This window comes from Microbacterium sp. (assembly GCF_051860965.1).
Classification (GTDB): Bacteria; Actinomycetota; Actinomycetes; order Actinomycetales; family Microbacteriaceae; genus Microbacterium.
The window spans coordinates 66,863-87,853 of sequence record NZ_JBIMKU010000006.1; the positions used below are offsets into that span (position 1 = coordinate 66,863).

20 protein-coding genes are annotated in these 20,991 nt (G+C 69.0%); 11 read left to right on the forward strand and 9 right to left on the reverse strand.

The annotated features are described in order from the left end of the window. The first annotated feature begins 1 nt into the window (after nucleotide 1). The 6 genes from ACTIFV_RS12685 to ACTIFV_RS12710 all read left to right on the forward strand — a co-directional run bounded on the left by ACTIFV_RS12685 (nucleotide 2) and on the right by ACTIFV_RS12710 (nucleotide 4,494). The gene (locus ACTIFV_RS12685; protein ID WP_439593154.1) at nucleotides 2-628 is read left to right on the forward strand and encodes a superoxide dismutase; all 627 of its coding nucleotides are present in this window, start codon (nucleotides 2-4) and stop codon (nucleotides 626-628) included. 103 nt (nucleotides 629-731) lie between these two features. After that, nucleotides 732-1,742 carry a type I glyceraldehyde-3-phosphate dehydrogenase gene (gene gap / locus ACTIFV_RS12690; RefSeq protein WP_439593155.1) on the forward strand — a complete coding sequence of 337 codons (1,011 nt, stop codon included), beginning with the start codon at nucleotides 732-734 and terminating at the stop codon, nucleotides 1,740-1,742. Between the two features lie 5 nt (nucleotides 1,743-1,747). Next, nucleotides 1,748-2,962, forward strand: coding sequence for a phosphoglycerate kinase (locus ACTIFV_RS12695; RefSeq protein WP_439593156.1), 1,215 nt, complete (start codon nucleotides 1,748-1,750; stop codon nucleotides 2,960-2,962). Further along, nucleotides 2,953-3,744 carry a triose-phosphate isomerase gene (gene tpiA / locus ACTIFV_RS12700; RefSeq protein ID WP_439593157.1) on the forward strand — a complete coding sequence of 264 codons (792 nt, stop codon included), beginning with the start codon at nucleotides 2,953-2,955 and terminating at the stop codon, nucleotides 3,742-3,744. The genes ACTIFV_RS12695 and tpiA overlap by 10 nt, the downstream gene beginning before the upstream one ends. A 145-nt stretch (nucleotides 3,745-3,889) precedes the next feature. Further along, on the forward strand, nucleotides 3,890-4,138 hold the full coding sequence (secG, locus tag ACTIFV_RS12705; RefSeq protein ID WP_344091755.1) for a preprotein translocase subunit SecG: 249 nt from the start codon (nucleotides 3,890-3,892) through the stop codon (nucleotides 4,136-4,138). Continuing rightward, nucleotides 4,138-4,494 carry an RNA polymerase-binding protein RbpA gene (locus ACTIFV_RS12710; RefSeq protein ID WP_439593158.1) on the forward strand — a complete coding sequence of 119 codons (357 nt, stop codon included), beginning with the start codon at nucleotides 4,138-4,140 and terminating at the stop codon, nucleotides 4,492-4,494. Before secG ends, ACTIFV_RS12710 begins: the two co-directional genes overlap by 1 nt. A 62-nt stretch (nucleotides 4,495-4,556) precedes the next feature. Here the strand turns inward: ACTIFV_RS12710 and pgl are convergent, their stop codons facing one another. Genes pgl through tkt form a run of 6 tightly spaced genes read right to left on the reverse strand, consistent with a single transcriptional unit; the run spans nucleotide 4,557 to nucleotide 12,672 of the window. Beyond that, a complete protein-coding gene (gene pgl / locus ACTIFV_RS12715; protein WP_439593159.1) occupies nucleotides 4,557-5,336 on the reverse strand; it encodes a 6-phosphogluconolactonase in 780 nt (259 codons plus the stop codon). Further along, complete coding sequence (locus ACTIFV_RS12720; RefSeq protein ID WP_439593160.1) at nucleotides 5,329-6,282, reverse strand: glucose-6-phosphate dehydrogenase assembly protein OpcA; 954 nt, start codon at nucleotides 6,280-6,282, stop codon at nucleotides 5,329-5,331. The genes pgl and ACTIFV_RS12720 overlap by 8 nt, the downstream gene beginning before the upstream one ends. Continuing rightward, a complete protein-coding gene (gene zwf, locus ACTIFV_RS12725; RefSeq protein ID WP_439593161.1) occupies nucleotides 6,279-7,829 on the reverse strand; it encodes a glucose-6-phosphate dehydrogenase in 1,551 nt (516 codons plus the stop codon). Before zwf ends, ACTIFV_RS12720 begins: the two co-directional genes overlap by 4 nt. A gap of 30 nt (nucleotides 7,830-7,859) precedes the next feature. Next, the gene (locus ACTIFV_RS12730; RefSeq protein WP_439593162.1) at nucleotides 7,860-9,479 is read right to left on the reverse strand and encodes a glucose-6-phosphate isomerase; all 1,620 of its coding nucleotides are present in this window, start codon (nucleotides 9,477-9,479) and stop codon (nucleotides 7,860-7,862) included. Beyond that, nucleotides 9,476-10,594 (reverse strand): transaldolase, encoded by a 1,119-nt coding sequence (gene tal / locus ACTIFV_RS12735; RefSeq protein ID WP_439593163.1) that lies wholly within the window; start codon nucleotides 10,592-10,594, stop codon nucleotides 9,476-9,478. The genes ACTIFV_RS12730 and tal overlap by 4 nt, the downstream gene beginning before the upstream one ends. Next, nucleotides 10,591-12,672 (reverse strand): transketolase, encoded by a 2,082-nt coding sequence (tkt, locus tag ACTIFV_RS12740; RefSeq protein WP_439593164.1) that lies wholly within the window; start codon nucleotides 12,670-12,672, stop codon nucleotides 10,591-10,593. The genes tal and tkt overlap by 4 nt, the downstream gene beginning before the upstream one ends. Nucleotides 12,673-12,911: 239 nt before the next feature. Here tkt and ACTIFV_RS12745 point away from each other — a divergent pair, with 239 nt between their 5' ends. After that, a complete protein-coding gene (locus ACTIFV_RS12745) occupies nucleotides 12,912-13,856 on the forward strand; it encodes a heme o synthase (protein ID WP_439593165.1) in 945 nt (314 codons plus the stop codon). Here the strand turns inward: ACTIFV_RS12745 and ACTIFV_RS12750 are convergent. From ACTIFV_RS12750 to ACTIFV_RS12760, 3 genes are all read right to left on the reverse strand, one after another. Next, complete coding sequence (locus tag ACTIFV_RS12750) at nucleotides 13,853-15,430, reverse strand: Na+/H+ antiporter (protein WP_439593166.1); 1,578 nt, start codon at nucleotides 15,428-15,430, stop codon at nucleotides 13,853-13,855. The genes ACTIFV_RS12745 and ACTIFV_RS12750 overlap by 4 nt on opposite strands. A gap of 87 nt (nucleotides 15,431-15,517) precedes the next feature. After that, the gene (locus ACTIFV_RS12755) at nucleotides 15,518-15,940 is read right to left on the reverse strand and encodes a dinucleotide-utilizing enzyme (protein WP_439593167.1); all 423 of its coding nucleotides are present in this window, start codon (nucleotides 15,938-15,940) and stop codon (nucleotides 15,518-15,520) included. 123 nt (nucleotides 15,941-16,063) lie between these two features. After that, nucleotides 16,064-17,044, reverse strand: a complete 981-nt coding sequence (locus tag ACTIFV_RS12760; protein WP_439593168.1) for a COX15/CtaA family protein — start codon at nucleotides 17,042-17,044, stop codon at nucleotides 16,064-16,066. 248 nt (nucleotides 17,045-17,292) lie between these two features. Between ACTIFV_RS12760 and sufB the strand changes: the two genes are divergently transcribed. From sufB to sufC, 4 genes are read left to right on the forward strand one after another with little or no spacing between them, the layout of a single operon-like run. Beyond that, the gene (gene sufB / locus ACTIFV_RS12765) at nucleotides 17,293-18,711 is read left to right on the forward strand and encodes a Fe-S cluster assembly protein SufB (protein WP_439593169.1); all 1,419 of its coding nucleotides are present in this window, start codon (nucleotides 17,293-17,295) and stop codon (nucleotides 18,709-18,711) included. Next, nucleotides 18,712-19,896 (forward strand): Fe-S cluster assembly protein SufD, encoded by a 1,185-nt coding sequence (sufD, locus tag ACTIFV_RS12770; RefSeq protein WP_439593170.1) that lies wholly within the window; start codon nucleotides 18,712-18,714, stop codon nucleotides 19,894-19,896. It begins immediately after the preceding gene. Next, entirely contained in the window at nucleotides 19,893-20,222 is a 330-nt protein-coding gene (locus tag ACTIFV_RS12775; protein WP_439593171.1) for a non-heme iron oxygenase ferredoxin subunit, read from the forward strand. The genes sufD and ACTIFV_RS12775 overlap by 4 nt, the downstream gene beginning before the upstream one ends. Then, nucleotides 20,219-20,989, forward strand: a complete 771-nt coding sequence (gene sufC, locus ACTIFV_RS12780; protein WP_439593172.1) for a Fe-S cluster assembly ATPase SufC — start codon at nucleotides 20,219-20,221, stop codon at nucleotides 20,987-20,989. The genes ACTIFV_RS12775 and sufC overlap by 4 nt, the downstream gene beginning before the upstream one ends. Nucleotides 20,990-20,991 lie beyond the last annotated feature (2 nt).

The window sequence follows — 20,991 nt, forward strand, 5'->3', positions numbered from 1 at the left end:
CATGGCGAAGTACACCCTGCCCGACCTCCCCTACGACTTCGCGGCGCTCGAGCCGCACATCAGCGGCAAGATCATGCAGCTGCACCACGACAAGCATCACCAGGCGTACGTGACGGGCGCGAACACCGCCCTCGAGCAGCTCGCCGAGGCCCGCGATTCGGGCAACCTCGCGAACGTGAACAAGCTCGAGAAGGATCTCGCCTTCAACCTCGGCGGCCACGTCAACCACTCGATCTTCTGGACGAACCTGTCTCCGGACGGCGGCGGACAGCCCGAAGGCGAGCTCAAGGCCGCGATCGACGAGTTCTTCGGCGGATTCGACAAGTTCCAGGCCCACTTCACGGCGGCCGCGACCGGCATCCAGGGCTCCGGCTGGGCGGTCCTGAGCTGGGATCCGATCGGCGAGCAGCTCATCATCCAGCAGCTCTTCGACCAGCAGAGCAACACCGCGCAGGGCACGATCCCCGTCTTCCAGCTCGACATGTGGGAGCACGCCTTCTACCTCGACTACCTCAACGTCAAGGCCGACTACGTCAAGGCCGTCTGGAACATCGCGAACTGGCAGAACGTCGCAGATCGACTGGCGGCCGCCCGCGAGAAGACCTCGGGCCTGCTGGTACTGTCATAGCAAGCGCGGCGTCCCGACGGGTTCGCCCGCCGGGACGCCGTTGTCCACCGTCGTAATCGCATCATTTCGCGCATTCGCGCACGACACACTCAGGAGACATTCCGTGACTGTCAAGATCGGGATCAACGGCTTCGGCCGCATCGGACGCAACTTCCTCCGCGCAGCGCTGGAGCAGGGCGCGGACCTCGACATCGTGGCGGTGAACGACCTCACCGACAACAAGACCCTCGCCCACCTGCTGAAGTACGACTCGGTCGGCGGGCGCCTCGACGCCGACATCTCGTACGACGCCGACTCGATCACGGTCAACGGCAAGTCGATCAAGGTGTTCGAGGAGCGCGATCCCGCCAACCTCCCGTGGGGCGAGCTCGGCGTCGAGATCGTCATCGAATCGACCGGTCGCTTCACGAAGGCCGTCGACGCGCAGAAGCACATCGACGGCGGCGCGAAGAAGGTCCTCATCTCCGCTCCCGGCACCGACGTCGACGGCACGTTCGTCATGGGCGTCAACGACGGCGATTACGACCCGGCGACGATGAACATCATCTCCAACGCGTCGTGCACGACGAACTGCCTCGCGCCGCTCGCCCAGGTCTTCAACGACAACTTCGGCATCGAGCGCGGCTTCATGATGACGGCGCACGCGTACACCGCCGACCAGAACCTGCAGGACGGCCCGCACAGCGATCTGCACCGCGCTCGCGCCGCCGCGATCAACATCGTCCCGGCCTCGACCGGCGCGGCGAAGGCGATCGGCCTCGTGCTGCCCGAGCTCAACGGCAAGCTGAGCGGCTCGTCGTACCGCGTGCCGATCCCCACCGGCTCGATCGTCGACCTCACGATCATCACGCCCACCGAGGGCCTGACGGTCGACGTCATCAACGCCGCCTACGAGAAGGCGGCAGCCGAGGGCGCCCTCGCCGGCTACCTGAAGTACAACACCGATGCCATCGTCTCGACCGACATCGTGCACGACCCGCACTCGTCGATCTTCGACGCCGGCCTGACCAACGTCAGCGGCAACCTCGTGAAGGTCTCGGCGTGGTACGACAACGAGTGGGGTTACTCGAACCGCCTGGTCGACCTCACCGAGCTGGTCGCCGACAAGCTCTGACGGTCATGGCCCTGCGCACCCTCGATTCGCTGGGGTCGCTCGCCGGCAAGCGTGTCATCGTCCGCTGCGATCTGAACGTCCCCCTGAAGGACGGCCGGATCACGGACGATGGCCGCGTGCGGGCGTCGCTTCCCACGCTCAACGCCCTCATCGACCAGGGAGCACGCCTCGTCGTGTGCTCTCATCTCGGTCGCCCCGACGGCGCTCCCGACGCGAAGTACAGCCTCGAGCCGGTCGCGCAGCGGCTGTCCGAGCTCCTCGGCAAGCCGGTCGCGTTCGCGCGCGACACGGTGGGGGAGTCCGCGCACGAAGCGGTCGACGTGCTCGAAGACGGCGACGTCGCGGTGATCGAGAACCTGCGGTTCAACGCGGGTGAGACGGCGAAGGACGACGCGACCCGCCGTGCCTTCGCCGAGGAGCTCGCGACGCTGGGTGACGCGCTCGTCTCGGACGGCTTCGGTGTCGTCCATCGCAAGCAGGCATCCGTCTACGAGCTCGCCGAGATCCTGCCCTCGGCAGCCGGTCTGCTCATCGCGACCGAGCTGGACGTGCTCGACCGCCTGACCGAGAACCCCGAGCGCCCGTACACGGTCGTGCTCGGCGGCTCGAAGGTGAGCGACAAGCTCGGCGTCATCGAGCACCTCCTGCCGCGCGCCGACAAGATCCTGGTCGGCGGCGGGATGCTGTTCACCTTCCTCGCCGCGCAGGGCTTCAAGGTCGGCAAGTCCCTCCTCGAAGAAGACCAGATCGAGCGCGTCAAGGGCTATATGGCCACGGCGGCCGAGAAGGGCGTCGAGCTGCTGTTGCCTGTGGATGCCGTCATGGCGGCATCCTTCAGCGCCGACGCCGATCACGTCGTCGCGCCGGCCGACTCCCTCGAAGAGACCGCATTCGGCGCGACCGGACTCGGCCTCGACATCGGACCCGAGACGGCGAAGATCTTCGCCGAGGCGATCCGCACGTCGAAGACGGTCTTCTGGAACGGGCCGATGGGCGTGTTCGAGATGCCGGCCTTCGCCGCGGGAACGAAGACCGTCGCGCAGGCGCTCACCGAGGTCGACGGGCTGTCGGTCGTCGGCGGCGGCGACTCCGCCGCCGCGGTGCGGCAGCTGGGCTTCCGCGACGACCAGTTCGGTCACATCTCGACCGGCGGCGGCGCGAGTCTCGAGTTCCTCGAGGGTAAGAAGCTCCCCGGACTGGAGGTCCTCGGATGGCAGTGAACAGCAGAACCCCGCTCATCGCGGGCAACTGGAAGATGAACCTCGACCACCTGCAGGCGGTCGCGTTCGTGCAGAAGCTGCACTGGGCGCTGAAGGACGCCAAGCACGACGACTCGTCGGTCGAGGTGGCGGTCTTCCCGCCGTTCACCGACCTGCGCACGGTCCAGACGCTCATCGACGCCGACAAGATCCCGTTTGCCTTCGGCGCGCAGGACCTCTCGGCCCACGATGCGGGCGCCTACACCGGCGAGATCTCGGGCGCTTTCCTGTCGAAGCTGCAGTGCGGCTACGTCATCATCGGGCACTCCGAGCGCCGGCAGTACCACGCCGAGACCGATGAGGTCGTCGCGGCGAAGGTGCAGGCGGCTCTGCGTCACGGACTCGTGCCGGTCATCTGCGTCGGCGAGACGCTCGAGCAGCGCGAGGAGTCCGGCCCGACGGCGGTCTCGGTGGCACAGCTCGAGGTCGCGCTCGAGGGCGTGCCCTCGACTGCCGGCGTCGTCGTGGCCTACGAGCCCGTGTGGGCGATCGGCACCGGCCAGGTGGCGTCGCCCGACCAGGCGCAGGAGGTCTGCGCAGCTCTGCGCGCCGTCATCGCCGACAAGCTGGGCGACGATGCGGCGGCTCGCACGCGCATCCTCTACGGCGGCTCTGTCAAGTCATCCAACATCGCGAGCTTCATGCGCGAGCCCGATGTCGACGGAGCGCTCGTGGGCGGTGCGAGCCTCGTCGTGGACGAGTTCGCAGCGATCATCCGCTATCAGAAGCACGTCGGCGTCTAGGCACGTTCGTCTCGCTCCTCGCTCGACGACCGGTCCGACTCCCGTTCGCCGGGCGAGAAGCGGTGCGACGAGACGAAACGCACCGGCCGCGTATACTTGACCCTTGTGCGATCCGACGGGTCGTCCTGAAAGGCTTTGAAGAACAGTGCAGATCCTCGAGTTCGTCCTGCAGGTGCTCCTCGGCATCACGAGTCTCCTGCTGACCCTCCTCATCCTGCTCCACAAGGGGCGCGGCGGTGGCCTGTCCGACATGTTCGGCGGCGGTATGACGTCGGCGCTCGGCTCGTCGGGTCTGGCGGAGCGCAATCTCAACCGCTTCACGATCGTGCTCGCGCTCGCGTGGTTCGTCTCGATCGTCGCCCTCGGCCTGATCACGAAGTTCCAGGGCATCTGATGGCCACCGGTGGCAACGCGATCCGCGGCACCCGCGTCGGTGCGGGTCCGATGGGCGAGCAGGACCACGGTTTCCACGCGGATCGCATCCCGATCTCGTACTGGGACGCCCTGGGCAACGAGACGGTGCGCTACTTCGCCGCAGGGATCCCCGAAGAGGAGATCCCCGAGACGATCGACTCTCCGCACTCCGGTCTGCCCGCCGGGCGCGACAAGGAGAATCCGCCCGCGGTGGCCAAGACCGAGCCTTACAAGACGCACCTCGCCTACGTGAAGGAGCGCCGCACCGAAGAAGAGGCCGAGAGCCTCCTCGACGACGCCCTGCACCAGTTGCGCGAGCGTCGCGGTCAGGACTGAGAGAGCGTCAGACGACGAATCGCGGATGCCTCGGCACCCGCGATTCTCGTATCCTCGGGCGTTCAGTACTCGCTGTCGATGAGCTCGGGCGGCACTTGGGCGGCCGCTGCCTGATCGACGAAGAAGATCGTGCGCTTGCGTCCCTTGGCACCCGCCGCCGGGACGCCTTCGTAACTGGCTCCCGCGAGGGCGAGACCGAGAGCCGCGGCCTTGTCGGCGCCGGCGAGCACCATCCACACGCGCTTCGACGAGTTGATGACGGGCCTGGTGAAGGTGACCCGCTCGGCGGGCGGCTTCGGCGAGTCGCGCACGGGCACGACCGCGCGGTCGACGATCTGGATCTCGGGCCGATCGGGGAAGAGCGATGCGATGTGCGCGTCGGGTCCGACGCCGAGGAAGCACACGTCGAACGACGGCCACGCGAACTCGGCGCAGCGGAACCGGGCGAGTTCGTCGGCGTAGGCCTCGGCGGCCTCGTCGAGGGAGAGGCCGTCGTCGGTCGCGGCGACGGCATGGATGTTCTCGGGCGGGATGGGCAGCGCGTCCAGCATCGCGGCACGGGCCTGCACCTCGTTGCGCTCCGGATCGTTCACGGCGACGAAGCGCTCGTCGCTCCACCAGAAGTGCACGAGCGACCAGTCGATCTCGGTGGAGCGGTGCTGGGTGGCCGCAGCGGCGAGCACGGCGCCGCCCATCGAACCGCCGGTGAGCGAGATGTGCACGCGCTTGCCCAGCGCGGTGCGCTTCTTGATGCGATGGAGGAAGCGCTCGGCCACCGACTCGGCGAGAGCACGGGGATCGGAGGCGATCACGACGCGCTTCTCGGTCGAGTTCTCAGGCATGCGTCTCCGTCGTCGCGGGTGGATCCAAGAGGGCCCAGCCCTCGGTGATGACTCGACCATACAGGACGTCAGGATCGAGTCGACGGAGCTCCTCCGCGAGGCATTCCCGCAGCGTTCGGCGCGGCAGGACCAGGTCGTGCATCGGCTGACCGGGCTGCGTCAGGCACGCGATCGCGGGGGAGGAGCGCTCGAGCAGCACGTCGCCGCTGTCGCGGATGAGCCGCACCGACTTGATGCCGTCGTGCCACTGGTCCTCGGGCAGGTAGCGCCAGTCCACGGGGACGTCGAGCTTGAGCCGCAGCCACGCCGCGAGGAGAGCCGTCGAGGGCGAGGTGCTCGCGCCCCGCACCTCGACCGCCGTCACGGCGTCGTAGGGCGGCTGGTCGAGCACGGCCGCGAGCTGCTCGCGCCAGTGCGTGAGACGCGTCCAGGCGAGATCGGTGTCGCCGTCGGCGTGGTTCGCGCCGAGATGTGCCACCCAGGCCGACGGATCGGACTTCGTCGCGGCATCCGTGATCCGACGCTGTGCGATGCGACCGATCGACGTCGTCGACGGCGAGTCCGGCGTCTTGTTGGGCCACCACACGACGACCGGTGCGTCAGGGAGCAGGAGGCCCGTGACGAGGCTCTCGAGATTCGAGGAACCCGCTTCGCCGAAAGCGTGCAGCGTCACGACCTCGCTGGCTCCGGCATCCCCACCCACGCGGATCTGGGCGTCGAGACGCGAGTCCGTGTCGTCCTCGTTGATCACGAGCACGATGACACGCATCGGGTGCTCGCGCGAGGCGTCGTTCGCGGCCTCGATGACCTCTTCCATCGCGCCCTCGCGGGTCAGGATGATGAGGGTGAGCACTCGACCGAGGGCGACGGCGCCACCCTCTTCGCGGACGTTGACGAGAGCCCGCGAGATCTTGCTCACGGTGGTGTCGGGCAGATCGACGATCACGGTCGCCTCCAGGTGCGCCCGTCACGGGCGAGCATTTCGTCGGCGGATGCCGGTCCCCACGAGCCGGGCGCGTACTGCTCGAGGGGGCCGCCCTGCTGGGCCCAGAACTCTTCGATGGGGTCGAGGATCTTCCACGAGAGGTCGACCTCTTCGTGGCGGGGGAAGAGCGGCGGATCCCCGAGGAGCACGTCGAGGATGAGTCGCTCGTAGGCCTCGGGGCTCGCCTCGGTGAAAGCGTGGCCGTAGCCGAAGTCCATCGTGACATCGCGTACCTGGGCGCCGGCACCCGGCACCTTCGAGCCGAAGCGGATCGTCACGCCCTCGTCGGGCTGCACGCGGATGACGAGCGCATTCTGGCCCTGCCCCGCCGTCTGCGAGCGCGAGAAGAGCTGCTCGGGAGCGGTCTTGAAGATCACGGCGATCTCGGTCACGCGGCGGCCGAGGCGCTTGCCCGTGCGCAGGTAGAACGGCACACCCGCCCACCGGCGCGTGTTGATCTCGAGCGTCACGGCCGCGTAGGTCTCCGTCGTCGATTCGGGGTTCATCCCCTCTTCTTCGAGGAAGCCGAGCACCTTCTCGCCGCCCTGCCATCCGCCCGCGTACTGACCGCGGGCGGTCGTGCGCGCGAGATCGTCGGGCAGCGTGACCGCCGCGAGCACCTTCTCCTTCTCGGCGCGGAGATTCTTCGCGTCGAAGGTGATGGGCTCCTCCATCGCCGTGAGCGCCAGCAGCTGCAGGAGGTGGTTCTGGATGACGTCGCGTGCCGCACCGATGCCGTCGTAGTAGCCCGCACGTCCGCCGACGCCGATGTCCTCGGCCATCGTGATCTGGACGTGGTCGACGTAGTTCGCGTTCCAGATCGGCTCGTACAGCTCGTTCGCGAAGCGCAGCGCCAGGATGTTCTGGACGGTCTCCTTGCCGAGGTAGTGGTCGATGCGGAAGATCGAGTCCGTCGGGAACGCCGATCGCAGCGCGTCGTTCAGCGCCTGCGCCGACTCGCGGTCGTGGCCGAACGGCTTCTCGATCACGACGCGGCGCCACCGCTCGGGCTGGTCCGCCGTGTCGTCGACGAGCCCCGAGGCCTTCAGCTGCTCCGCGACGATCGGGAAGTCCTTCGGCGGGATCGACAGGTAGAACGCGTGGTTGCCCATCGTGCCCCGCTCGACATCCAGCTTGTCGACCGTCTCCTTGAGACGCTGGAACGCCTTCTCGTCGTCGAACTCGCCCTGGACGAAGCGGATGCCCTCCATCAGCTGCTGCCAGGTCTCGTCGCGGAACTCCGTGCGTGCGTGCTCCTTGACGGCGTCGTGCACGACCTGGGCGAAGTCCTGGTCGTCCCAGTCGCGGCGTGCGAATCCGACCAGCGCGAAACCGGGCGGCAGCAGCCCGCGATTGGCGAGGTCGTAGACGGCGGGCATGAGCTTCTTGCGGGAGAGGTCTCCCGTCACCCCGAAGATCACGAGTGCGCTGGGTCCGGCGATGCGGTTCAGGCGGTGGTCTTCAGGGTCGCGCAGCGGATTGTGCCCGCGCGAGATCTCGACTGACATGTGTCGCTTCCTGGTGATCCGTGCGGATTGCTACTGGGCTGCTTCGAACAGCGTCAGCACTTCGACCAGCGGGTCGGTCAGCGTGAGCGTCACGACGGGACGGCCGTGATCGGCGAGCACGCTCGCGTCGCCCGCCGCCTGCGCCTGGATGAGCTGGCCGAACGTGAACGGACGACCGGGGATCTCGAGGTCGACCTCGGTCTGCTCGAGGATCTGCAGGAACACGCCGTTCGCGGGCCCGCCCTTGTGGTACTGCCCGGTCGAGTGCAGGAAGCGCGGTCCCCAGCCGAAGGTCGCGGGGCGACCCGAGTCCGCGGCGACGAGCTCGCGCAGGCCCTGCAGCTGGGGGAGTCGCAGACGATCGACGTACGCCTGCACCGACACGTATCCGTCGGCGTCGAGTCGCGACCACAGGGCGTCCAGGACGCCGGCGATGGTGCCGGATGCCGCGAGCTCCGGGTCCGAGACGCGCACCTCGACACCGTCCACCGTGAAGGCGGGCGCCGTCGGTTCGGGGCGCGCGTCGAGGAGGCCGCGCGTGGCGATCTTCGCCGACTCGACGTCGGGCTGGTCGAACGGGTCGATGCCCAGCATCCGGCCGGCGATCGCGGTCGCGTACTCCCAGACGATGAGCTGCGCGCCGAGCGAACCCGACACGAGCACCTCGCCCTCGTGGTGCTCGAACAGGTGGAACCGGTTCGCCTCGTCGACGAGTCGGACGATCTGCAGGTCGGCGGGTCGCGCCTCGAGCTCGGGCGAGACCGGGAGCAGGACGACGGGCAGGATGCCGGTGCCCTCCTTGCCGGTGGACTCGGCGACGAGCTGCTCGATCCAGTCGGGCAGGCCGACGATGTGGGTGCCGTCGGTGACGAGGCCGAGCTTGTCGCGACGCGGGCTGCCGCCGGCGATCGCCGCCGCGAGCACGAGTGCGGGGTTGTCGGGGCTGTCGATCGCGACTTCGAGCAGCGTCGCATCCGCCTCGTCGAGCAGCTCGCCGATGTCGACGCCCGCGAGACCCGTCGGCACGAGGCCGAAGGCGGTCAGGGCCGAGTAGCGTCCGCCGACGGTCGGGTCGGCGTTGAAGACGCGGTAGCCGTCTGCGCGCGCCGCGACGTCGAGCGGCGAGCCCGGATCGGTCACGACCACGATGCGCTCGAGCGGGTCGATGCCGAGGTCGCGGAACGCCGCCTCGAACGTGCGCTTCGCCGAGTCGGTCTCGACCGTCGAGCCCGACTTGGACGACACGACGAGCACGGTCTGCTGCAGTCCGCCGGACTCGGCGTCGCCGTCGAGCGCGGCGAGCACCTGCCCGGGGGCCGTGGAATCGAGGATGACCAGCGGCACGCCGGCGGTCTGGGCGATGACCTCGGGGGCGAGCGAGGATCCGCCCATCCCGGCCAGCACGACACGCGTGACGCCCTTCGCGACGAGGTCGGCGCGGAGCGCCTCGATCTCGGGGACGAGGGGCCGAGAGACGGTGACGGCCTGCACCCATCCGAGGCGCTTCGATGCCTCGGCCTCGGCGGCAGGACCCCACAGGGTCGCGTCGCCGGCCGTGATGCCGGATGCGACGAGGTCGGCGATCAGCCCGGGCAGCGTCTCGGCGACGACCGCCTTCACGTGGCCGGTGAGGTGGATGTCGAAGGTCATCGTGCCACCACCGCCGCGCTCAGGGCCTCGCGAACGGTGTTCTGCAGGTCGTGCCACGAGGCGATGAACTTGTCGACGCCCTCGTCCTCCAGCAGCTGCGTGACGTCGGCGAGGTCGATGCCGACCGCGTCGAGATCGGCGAACACCTTGCGGGCCGCGTCGTAGGTGCCGGTGATGGTGTCGCCGGCGATCGCGCCGTGGTCGAACGTCGCCTCGAGGGTCTTCTCGGGCATCGTGTTGACGGTGTCGGGCGCCACGAGCTCGGTCACGTAGAGGGTGTCGGGGAGCGCAGGGTCCTTCACGCCGGTCGAGGCCCACAGGGGTCGCTGCGGGTTCGCGCCGAGGGCGACGAGCTGCGTCGCACGGGCCTCGCTGAACTTCTTCCCGAACAGCTCGTAGGCGAGCCGGGCGTTCGCGACGCCGGCGAGAGACTTCAGACCCACGGCCTCGTCGGTGCCGATCGCGACGAGGCGCTTGTCGACCTCGGTGTCGACCCGCGACACGAAGAACGATGCGACCGAGTGGATCGACGAGAGGTCGAGGCCGGCCGAGTGCGCGCGCTCGAGACCCGCGAGGTAGGCGTCGATGACCTCGTCGTAGCGCTCGAGGCTGAAGATCAGCGTGACGTTGACGCTGATGCCGGCGGCGATGACCTCGGTGATCGCCGGGAGTCCGGCCTTGGTGGCCGGGATCTTGATGAGGACGTTCGGACGATCGACGCTCTCGTAGAGCTCCTTCGCCTGGGCGACGGTCGCCGCCGTGTCGTGCGCGAGGTCGGGCGAGACCTCGATCGACACGCGCCCGTCGACGCCCTTCGTCGCGTCGTACAGCGGGCGGAAGAGATCGCACGCGTCGCGCACGTCGTCGGTCGTCGCCGCGAAGATGGCGTCGTCGACGGATGCACCGGATGCCGCGAGCTCCGAGATCTGCGCCGTGTAGGCCTCGGCGCCGCCGCCGATGGCGGCCTGGAAGATGCTCGGGTTCGTCGTGACGCCGACCACGTTGCGCGTCGCGATCAGCTCGGCGAGGTTGCCGGTCGTGATGCGCGAGCGCGAGAGGTCGTCGAGCCAGATGCTGACGCCCGCCGCGGAGAGCTGTTCGGTGGGGGTGCTCATGCGTTCTCCTTCAGAGTTGCGCGCGCCGCTTCGACGACCGCGTCGGCGGTGATGCCGAACTTCTCGAACAGGGTCTTGTAGTCGGCGGAGGCACCGAAGTGCTCGATCGAGACCGAGCGGCCCGTGTCGCCGACGATGTCGCGCCATGTCAGGGCGATGCCCGCCTCGACCGACACGCGGGCCTTCACGGCCTTCGGCAGCACCGACTCGCGATACTCGGGTGTCTGCTCGGCGAACCATTCGAGCGAGGGCGCCGAGACGACTCGGGCCTGCACGCCCTCGGCGGCGAGCGTCTCGCGCGCGGCGACCGCGAGCTGCACTTCGGATCCCGTGGCGATGAGGATGACGTCGGGCTCGCCGTCGGGAGCATCGACGAGCACGTAGGCGCCCTTCGCGACGCCCTCGGTCGTGGCGAAGCCGTCGGTGCCGCGCGGGAACACGGGGATGTTCTGGCGCGTCAGCGCGATGCCCGCGGGACCCTCGTGACGGCGGAGCAGCTCGAGCCACGCAGCGGCGGTCTCGTTGGCATCCGCAGGGCGGACCACGGTGAAGTTCGGGATCGCTCGGAGCGTCGCGAGCTGCTCGATCGGCTGGTGCGTGGGACCGTCCTCGCCGAGGGCGACCGAATCGTGCGTCCAGACGAAGAGGCTCGGGATGTCCATCAGCGCGGCGAGGCGCACGGGCGGTCGCATGTAGTCGCTGAAGATCAGGAACGTCCCGCCGAAGGCGCGCGTCGGGCCATGCAGCACGATGCCGTTGACGATCGCGCCCATCGCGTGCTCGCGGATGCCGAAGTGCAGCACACGCCCGTACGGGTCGCCCGACCATTCGTGGGTCGACCACTCCGCGGGGATGAAGGACTTCGCGTCCTTGATCGTCGTGAGGTTCGACTCGGCGAGGTCGGCCGATCCACCCCACAGCTCGGGAAGCTCGGCGGCGAGGGCGTTGATCACGACGCCCGACGCGGCACGCGTCGAGACGTCCTTGCCCGCCTCGAACGAGGGGAGCGCCGATGCGATGTCGCCCGGCAGCTCGCGCGCCGACACGCGGTCCCACAGCGCCTTGCGCTCGGGGTTCGCGGCGGCCCAGGCATCCCACGACTCCTGCCACTCGGCACGCGCCTCGTTCGCGCGGTCCTGCAGCTGCCGCGTGTGCGCGAGGACGTCCTCGGCGACGACGAAGTGCTGCTCGGGGTCGAAGCCGAGGACCTTCTTCGTCGCGGCGAGCTCGTCGGCGCCGAGAGCCGAGCCGTGGATCTTGCCGGTGTTCTGCTTGCCGGGGGACGGCCAGCCGATGATGGTGCGCAGGATGATGAGCGACGGCTTGGCCGTCTCGCCCTTCGCCGCCTCGATCGCGGCGTACAGCTCGGCGACGTCCTCGACGTACTGGCCGGTCTTCTTCCAGTCGACGATCTGGACCTGCCAGCCGTATGCCTCGTAGCGCTTGGCGACGTCCTCCGTGAAGGCGACGTTCGTGTCGTCCTCGATCGAGATCTGGTTCGAGTCGTAGATGGCGATCAGGTTGCCGAGGTTCTGGTGACCGGCGAGCGAGGATGCCTCGCTGGTCACGCCCTCCTGCAGGTCGCCGTCACCGGCGATGACGTAGATGTGGTGGTCGAACGGGCTCTCGCCCGCCGGCGCCTCGGGGTCGAACAGCCCGCGCTCGTAGCGGGCCGCGTAGGCGAAGCCGACCGACGACGCGAGACCCTGGCCGAGCGGCCCCGTGGTGATCTCGACGCCCTTGGTGTGGCCGTACTCGGGGTGACCGGGCGTGAGCGAGCCCCACGTGCGCAGCGCCTCGAGGTCGCCGAGCTCGAGGCCGAAGCCGCCGAGGTAGAGCTGCACGTACTGCGTGAGCGACGAGTGGCCCGCGGACAGGATGAACCGGTCGCGGCCCACCCAGTGCGTGTCGGACGGGTCGTGGCGCAGCACCCGCTGATAGAGGAGGTACGCCGCGGGGGCGAGGCTCATCGCGGTTCCCGGGTGGCCGTTGCCCACCTTCTCGACGGCGTCTGCCGCGAGAACTCGGGCGGTGTCCACCGCGCGCCGATCGATTTCATCCCAACGCAGATCCGACACCCGGCCGCCTTCCAAGAGAGAGGGAGTGCGCCATTCGAGGCCGGTCCGCGGACCGCGTCACCACGGGAGGAGCAGCCGGCGCGAAGGCGCGCGTGTGTTCTCAGCATAGCGAAGGCGTATACCGCGGCGGCGATGCGGGACGCAGTGTGACGCGGGTATGTTGCGGGCGGCGCGAAAACAGCCCGCCTCGGCGGATGCCCTAGACTTGGGGCGTTCTTCAGACGGCGATTGCGGGGGCGATGGACATCTCGACAGCGTCGGCGGCCGGCGCGGCACACGCCGTGGCGGCGCCGACTCGGCGTCCTTCCCTCGGTCGTACGATCCGTGCCTACGTGGCGCTCACCAAGCCCCGCGTGCTCGAGCTCCTGCTCGTGACCACGGTGCCGGTCATGATCCTCGCGCAGGGTGGGTTCCCGAGCCTGTGGCTCGTTCTCGCCACTGTCATCGGCGGGTCCGCCTCGGCGGGTTCGGCGGCGGCGTTCAACATGTACCTCGACCGCGACATCGACGCGCACATGCAGCGCACGGTCAACCGTCCGCTCGTCACGGGCGAGGTGTCGCCGCGCGGCGCGCTGATCTTCGCGTGGTCGCTCGCGGTCTTCTCGACCGCGTGGCTCTGGCTCACGACGAACTGGCTCGCGGCGACCTTCTCGGCGATCGCGATCTTCTTCTACGTCGTCATCTACACGATGATCCTCAAGCGCCGCACCGAGCAGAACATCGTGTGGGGCGGGATCGCCGGCTGCTTCCCCGTGCTGATCGGCTGGACCGCCGTCACCGGCTCCCTCGCCTGGCCGCCCGTCATCCTCTTCGCCCTCGTGTTCCTCTGGACGCCGCCGCACTACTGGCCCCTCTCGATGAAGTACAAGGAGCAGTACGACGAGGTGCACGTGCCGATGCTCGGCGCGACCCGCAACGGCTCGCAGGTCGGTCTGCAGGTCATCCTCTACGCGTGGGCCACGGTCGCCTGCTCGCTGCTCCTCATCCCCGTCGCGGGCATGGGCGTGGTCTACACGGCGTCGTCGCTCGTGTTCGGCGGCTGGTTCATCTACGAGTCCCACCGGCTCTACAACCGGGCCGTGCGCGGCACCGAGCCCCGCCCGATGCGCGTGTTCCACGCATCCATCACGTATCTGACGCTGCTGTTCGTCGCGATCGCCGTCGACCCGCTGCTGCCCTTCTAGCCCTCCGACGTGGGGTTCTGCGCCCGGAGCGCGGTCTCCTCCGCATCGATGGCCTGCAGCGCCGCGATGATGGCGGGCTCCTGGTATCGCCCCTCGCGCCGTGCGTCGAGCACCGCTGAGCGCTCCGCCTCGAGCATGGACCTGCGAAGCCGCAGCTTCGACTGGAGCTGCGGGATCGACGCGTCCGCGCCGTAGAGGTCGAGCGTCTCGCCGAGGAAGCCGGCGTCCGCCCGCAGCTGCTCGATGACCCTCGGCTCGTCGGCCGGCGTCGCCTCCTCGTCGAGGCGGCGGATGCCCGCGCGCCGCGCCTCGGCCATCAGCAGACGCCGCTCCGCGAGCTCCTGCGCGTCGTTCGGCTTCGGCAGGCGCAGCCACCGGATGATCGTGGGCAGCGCGAGGCCGCCGACGAGGCTCGCGACGACGACGACGAAGGCGAGGAACTGCAGGTACTCGCGGCTGGGGGTCTCGGGCGGCAGCAGGAACACCGCCGCGAGCGTGACCACACCGCGCACGCCGGCCGACGCGACGGCGACGCCGTTGCCCCAAGCCCAGCTGCGCTCCCGCAGGCGCCGTGGACCCTTGCGGTACAGGAGCGTCGTCGCCATCACCCAGGCGAAGCGCGAGACCACGAGGGCGACGAGGATGCCGACGCAGATCACGACCGTCTGCCACACGCCGGGGCCGGCCCGCAGGGCGCCCTCGAGGATGCCGCTCAGGTTGAGACCGATGAACAGGAACACCGCGTTCTCGAGGATGAACTGGATCGTCTTCCAGTTGATCCGCTCCGCGACGCGCGCCTCGGCCGAGGCGACGGTCGGCGCCCGGAGCCCGAGGTAGAGCCCCGCGATGACCACGGCGAGCACGCCGGATCCGTGCAGGACCTGGCCGACCAGGAACGTCGCGAAAGGGATCACGAGCATGAGACTCGTGTCGAGAACGGGGGAGTGCAGGCGTGCCCGCACGAACGACACCGTCCATCCGACCGCAAGTCCGACGGCGACGCCGACGACGACGGCCAGCACGAAGTCGCCGGCGATCTCGAGCGGCGTCACGACGCTGACGATGGCCGCGATCGACGCGTTCAGCGCGACGAGCGCCGTCGCGTCGTTCAGCAGGCTCTCGCCCTCGAGGATCGTGACGACCCGGCGGGGAAGGCCCAGCCGTCCGGCGATCGCGGTCACGGCGATGGCATCCGTCGGCGCGACGACGGCGGCGAAGGCGAACGCGGCGGCGAGCGTGATCGCGGGCACCAGGAGCCAGGTCGCGAATCCGACCGTCACGACCGAGAACGCGACGAGACCGACGGAGAGCAGCAGGATGCTGTCGCGTCTCGCGCGCACGTCGATGACCGAGGTGCGGATCGCGGCGGCGAACAGGAGCGGCGGCAGGATGCCGTAGAGGATGAGGTCGGGCTCGACGACGACCTGCGGGATGCCGGGGAGGAACGACACGGCCCCGCCCACGACGACGAGGGCGACGGGGGCCGACCAGCCGATCCGGCCGACGATGCCCGTCACGATCACCGTCGTCAGGACGAAGAGGACGATCCAGGTGATCGAAGCGACGGGATCCACGTTGTCAGTATCTTGCCTCCGCGCGCCCGATGAGAACGCGCCCCCGTCCGATCGTCATCGGGCGGGGGCGCGAAGGTGCGTGCGAGCTCAGCGCGACGGCGTCTGCGCGGGAGCCTCGACAGGGTCGGATCCGGGGGCGACGGGCTCGTCCGCCGCCGCGAGCTGCTCGGGCTCGTCCGCGATCACGGGCTCGTCGTCCGCGACCTCGTCGGTCCAGTCGATGGGCTCCACGATCTCGATCCGAGCAGCGGGGCGGAGCGTGGCGAGGGAGGCGACGGTGAGCGCCAGGAGGATGCCGACGACGCCCGCGCCGACGAGCACGGCGCCGACGACGGCCACGGTCTGGCCGACGTACACCTCGAGGCCGGTCGCGCTGCCGTCCGTCAGGGTCGTCGTCATGACGCCGATCTTGTCGGCGAGGATCGCGGCACCGGCTCCGGCGCTCGCAAGGGATCCGACGACGAGCACCCAGAACGGGATGCTGCGGACGAGGCTGGGACGGCTGGACATAGGGGGAGTCTCCTCGGAGTCGATGCGGCACGGGCGGCCGCGGCATCCATCACCCTCGCCTGCCGACCCGAGTCGAGCGTATGCGCTTCCTATGGATCTGCTACGAAGGTGGGCCGGTGACCGTCAGCGGGCGATGGATGCCTCTGCTTCGGCCGTCGCCGAGTCGGGCGCCGTCACGACGGGAGCCGAGAGGTTCATCACGACCGCCGTCATCGCGGCCACGAGCGTCACGGCCAGCACCATGTGGATGTTCACGAGGACGATCGGCAGGCCCGTACGGGCCTGCCAGAGCCCGACGGCGATCTGGACGACCTCGGTCGCGAGCAGGAGTCCGACCCACAGGCGCAGACGCAGTGCCGGTTCGGTGCGCCAGGATGCGATGAACAGCGCGATCGTCAGCGCGAACAGCACGTAGGCGGGCCACGAGTGGATGTGCTGCCACAGCACCGGGTCGAGTCCGTTGCGGGCGGCCTCGTCGTCACCCGCGTGCGGACCGGAGCCCGTGAGCAGGATGCCGACGAGCACCGTGACGACGGTCGCCGCGGCGGTCGCCCAGGCGAGCCCGGCGAATCCGCTCGACACGGCGCGGGTGCGCGCGCCGCCCGCGGAGTTCGTGCGGTGAACGAGCGCCGCGCCGTTGGCGACGAGGGCGGCCGAGATGACGAAGTGGATGCCGACCAGGACCGGCGGCAGGTGCAGCCACACGATGACGCCGCCGACGACGGCCTGGAGGATGATGCCGATGCCGTTCGCGAAGGCGAGGGTCCTGAGGTCACGGCGCGGGACGCGCACGACGGCGAGGAACGCCAGGAGCGCGATGACGACGAGGACACCCGTGAGCGTGCGGTTGCCGAACTCGATGAGGCCGTGGATGCCGAGCTCCTGCGTCGGGACGAGCGAGCCCGCCGTGCAGTACGGCCATGTCTCGCATCCCATTCCGGAGCCGGTCAGACGCACGAGGCCGCCCGTCGCGACGATCACGACGTTGCTGATCAGCACCAGCCATGCCAGCACACGGGCGCCGCGACCGACGCGGGAGGGCAGCCGGCGCCACAGCCGCGTGGGCAGACCCGGGCGTGCGGCGCTCGTCGATTCCGGCGTCATGGGGCGCGGCCTCCTGAGGATCGGGCCCGAATGGGCGGCGGGCGCCACCCGGTGTCGGGGCGGAGCCTGTAGAATCAAGGGGTCGGACTGCGGGCGCGAAGGCGCCGCCGTCCATTGACAGTTTAGGCGCGATGGACTGCGCCACCTGATGAGGGCCCACCAGCGGCATCCCCCACCGGTAACTCCACCGGGGGAGCAGGAATGCCGGGGCGGATGACACCGTTGCGGCCCAGATGGAGAGTGTGACGATGTCGGATGTCCTGATCGACCGGCCCGAGCTGGATTCGCTCGGCCAATACGAGTTCGGCTGGCACGACGAGGATGCCGCGGGCGCCGTCGCGCAGCGCGGTATCAACGAGGACGTCGTGCGAGGCATCTCGGGTCTCAAGAGCGAACCCGAATGGATGCTGAAGACGCGGCTGAAGGGCTACCAGCTCTTCGGGCGCAAGCCGATGCCGACGTGGGGCGCCGACCTCAGCGAGATCGACTTCGACAACATCAAGTACTTCGTGCGCTCGACCGAGAAGCAGGCGGGTTCGTGGGAGGAGCTCCCCGAGGAGATCCGCAACACGTACGAGAAGCTCGGCATCCCCGAGGCGGAGCGTCAGCGCCTCGTCGCCGGCGTCGCCGCGCAGTACGAGTCCGAGGTCGTCTACCACCAGATCAACGAGCAGCTCGAGGCCCAAGGCGTCATCTTCATGGACACCGACACGGCCCTCCGCGAGCACCCCGAGTTCTTCGAGGAGTACTTCGGCACCGTCATCCCCGCCGGTGACAACAAGTTCGCCGCGCTCAACACGGCGGTGTGGTCGGGCGGCTCGTTCGTCTACGTGCCCCCGGGCGTGCACGTCGAGATCCCGCTGCAGGCCTACTTCCGGATCAACACCGAGAACATGGGCCAGTTCGAGCGCACGCTCATCATCGCCGACGAGGGCTCGTACGTGCACTACATCGAAGGCTGCACGGCCCCGATCTACAAGAGCGACTCGCTGCACTCGGCCGTCGTCGAGATCATCGTCAAGAAGAACGCCCGCGTGCGGTACACGACGATCCAGAACTGGTCGAACAACGTCTACAACCTCGTCACCAAGCGCGCGATCGCGCACGAGGGCGCGACGATGGAGTGGATCGACGGCAACATCGGCTCCAAGGTCACGATGAAGTACCCGTCGATCTTCCTCGTGGGCGAGCACGCCAAGGGCGAGACCCTGTCGGTCGCGTTCGCCGGCCCCGGCCAGCACCAGGACGCCGGCGCCAAGATGATCCACATGGCGCCGTACACGCAGTCGTCGATCGTCTCGAAGTCGATCGCGCGAGGCGGCGGCCGCGCCGGGTACCGCGGCGAGGTGAGAGTGGATGCGAACGCCCACCACTCCGCGAACACGGTCCGCTGCGACGCGCTGCTGGTGGACTCGATCTCGCGCTCCGATACGTATCCCGCGATCGACATCCGGGTGGACGACGTCCAGCTCGGGCACGAGGCCACGGTCTCGAAGGTCAGCGAGGAGCAGCTCTTCTACCTGCAGTCCCGCGGCATGCCCGAGGACGAGGCGATGGCGATGATCGTGCGCGGCTTCATCGAGCCGATCGCTCGTGAGCTGCCGATGGAGTACGCGATGGAACTCAACAAGCTCATCGAGATGGGCATGGAAGGCAGTGTCGGCTAGATGAGCTCCACGACAGAGGCCCCCGCCGTGAGCGAGAAGGGCCACATCGACCCTGCCGCGGCCTTCGTGCCCGTGCAGACCCGCTCCGCCCGGCCGTGGTCGTTCGACCCCGCCGATTTCGAGGCACCCGCGGGCTTCGAGGTCAACTGGAAGCACACCCCGATCGCGCGTCTCGCGCCGCTCTTCGTCGACGAGGCGGGCCCCACGGGGGTCATGGACGTCACGGTGAACGCGCCGGACGTCGTCCAGCAGATCGAGCTGAAGATCGGCGACGCGCCCCGCGGCGAGGTGTTCCGCCCCGAGGACCTGCCCAGCGCGATCGCGTGGGCGCAGGAGCCGGTCGCGCCGCTCGTGCGGATCCCCGCGGGCGTCGAGCTCGACGAGCCCGTCGTGATCGACCTCGTCGGAACCCCCGGCCTCGCCCACGCGCACGTCGTCATCGAAGCGCAGCCCAATTCGCGCGGCACCGTGCTGCTGCGTCATCGCGGCACGGCGACCCATGCGCAGAACCTCGAGATCATCGTCCGCGACGGCGCGAAGCTCGACGTCGTCTCGGTGCAGCAGTGGGAGGACGACGCGATCCACGTGTCGGCCCACCAGGCCCGCGTCGACAAGGATGCCAAGCTCCGCCACATCGTCGTGAGCTTCGGCGGCGGCGTCGTACGCGTGAACCCCTCCGTCGAGCTCGCCGGCACGGGCTCCGAGGCCGAGCTGTTCGGCCTGTCGTACTCCGACGCCGGACAGCACCTCGAGAGCCAGGTCTACCTGCACCACAAGGGAGCCCACACGAAGGGCGATGTGCTCTACAAGGGCGCCCTGCAGGGTGCCGGCGCCCGCAGCGTCTGGATCGGCGACGTGCTGATCGGGCCGGATGCGACGGGCACGGATTCCTACGAGGCCAACCGCAACCTCGTGCTGACCGACGGCGCGCGCGCCGAATCGATCCCGAACCTCGAGATCGAGACGGGCGACATCCAGGGCGCAGGCCACGCCAGCGCCACGGGTCGCTTCGACGACGAGCAGCTGTTCTATCTGCAGGCGCGCGGGATCGACGAAGAGCAGGCTCGCCGCCTCGTCGTGCTCGGCTTCCTGGCGGAGATCGTGCAGAAGATCGGCATCCCCGACCTCGAAGAGGAGCTCTTCGCGGCGATCGAGGTCGAGCTCACCCGCGGAGCGCAGCTGTGAGCGCGCAGCGCGTCGCCGCGCTCAGCGAACTCGAGCAGGACGCCGCCATCCGCGTCGAGGTGGACGGCGTGCCCATGGCGGTCGTGCTCGATTCGAACGGCGAGGTGCACGCCATCGGCGACACCTGCACGCACGGCGACATCTCCCTCGCCGAGGGCTTCGTCGACGGCGAGACGCTCGAGTGCTGGGCCCACGGCTCGGCGTTCTCGCTGCGCACCGGCCGCCCCCTCAACCTCCCCGCGTACGAGCCCGTCCCCGTCTACGCCGTCGTGATCGACGGAGACGACGTGCTCATCGACCCCACCATCCTTAAGGAAATCTCATGACTGTCCTCGAGATCCGCGACCTGTTCGTCACCGTCGAGACGGATGCCGGAACCACCCCGATCCTCAACGGCGTGACCCTCACGATCCGCACGGGCGAGACCCACGCGATCATGGGCCCCAACGGCTCGGGCAAGTCCACGCTGGCGTACACGATCGCCGGTCACCCGAAGTACCAGGTCGTCAGCGGCTCCATCACGCTCGACGGCGAGGACGTCCTGGCCATGTCGGTCGATGAGCGCGCACGCGCCGGACTCTTCCTCGCGATGCAGTACCCCGTCGAGATCCCCGGCGTCACGGTGACGAACTTCCTGCGCACCGCGAAGACCGCGATCGACGGCGAAGCGCCCGCGATCCGCACGTGGACGAAGGACGTCAAGCAGTCCATGAAGAACCTGCGCATGGACCCCAAGTTCGCGCAGCGCAACGTCAACGAGGGCTTCTCGGGCGGCGAGAAGAAGCGCCACGAGATCCTGCAGCTCGAGCTGCTGCGCCCGCAGATCGCCGTGCTCGACGAGACCGACTCCGGCCTCGACGTCGACGCGCTCAAGATCGTGTCCGAGGGCGTCAACCGCGCCAAGGCCGAGACCGACCTCGGTGTGCTGCTCATCACGCACTACACCCGCATCCTCCGCTACATCAGCCCCGACTTCGTGCACGTCATGGTTGCGGGCCGGATCGTCGAGGAGGGCGGCCCCGAGCTCGCCGACCGCCTGGAAGACGAAGGCTACGACCGGTTCCTCGAGCCCGTCGTCGACGCGGACGCGTAGGA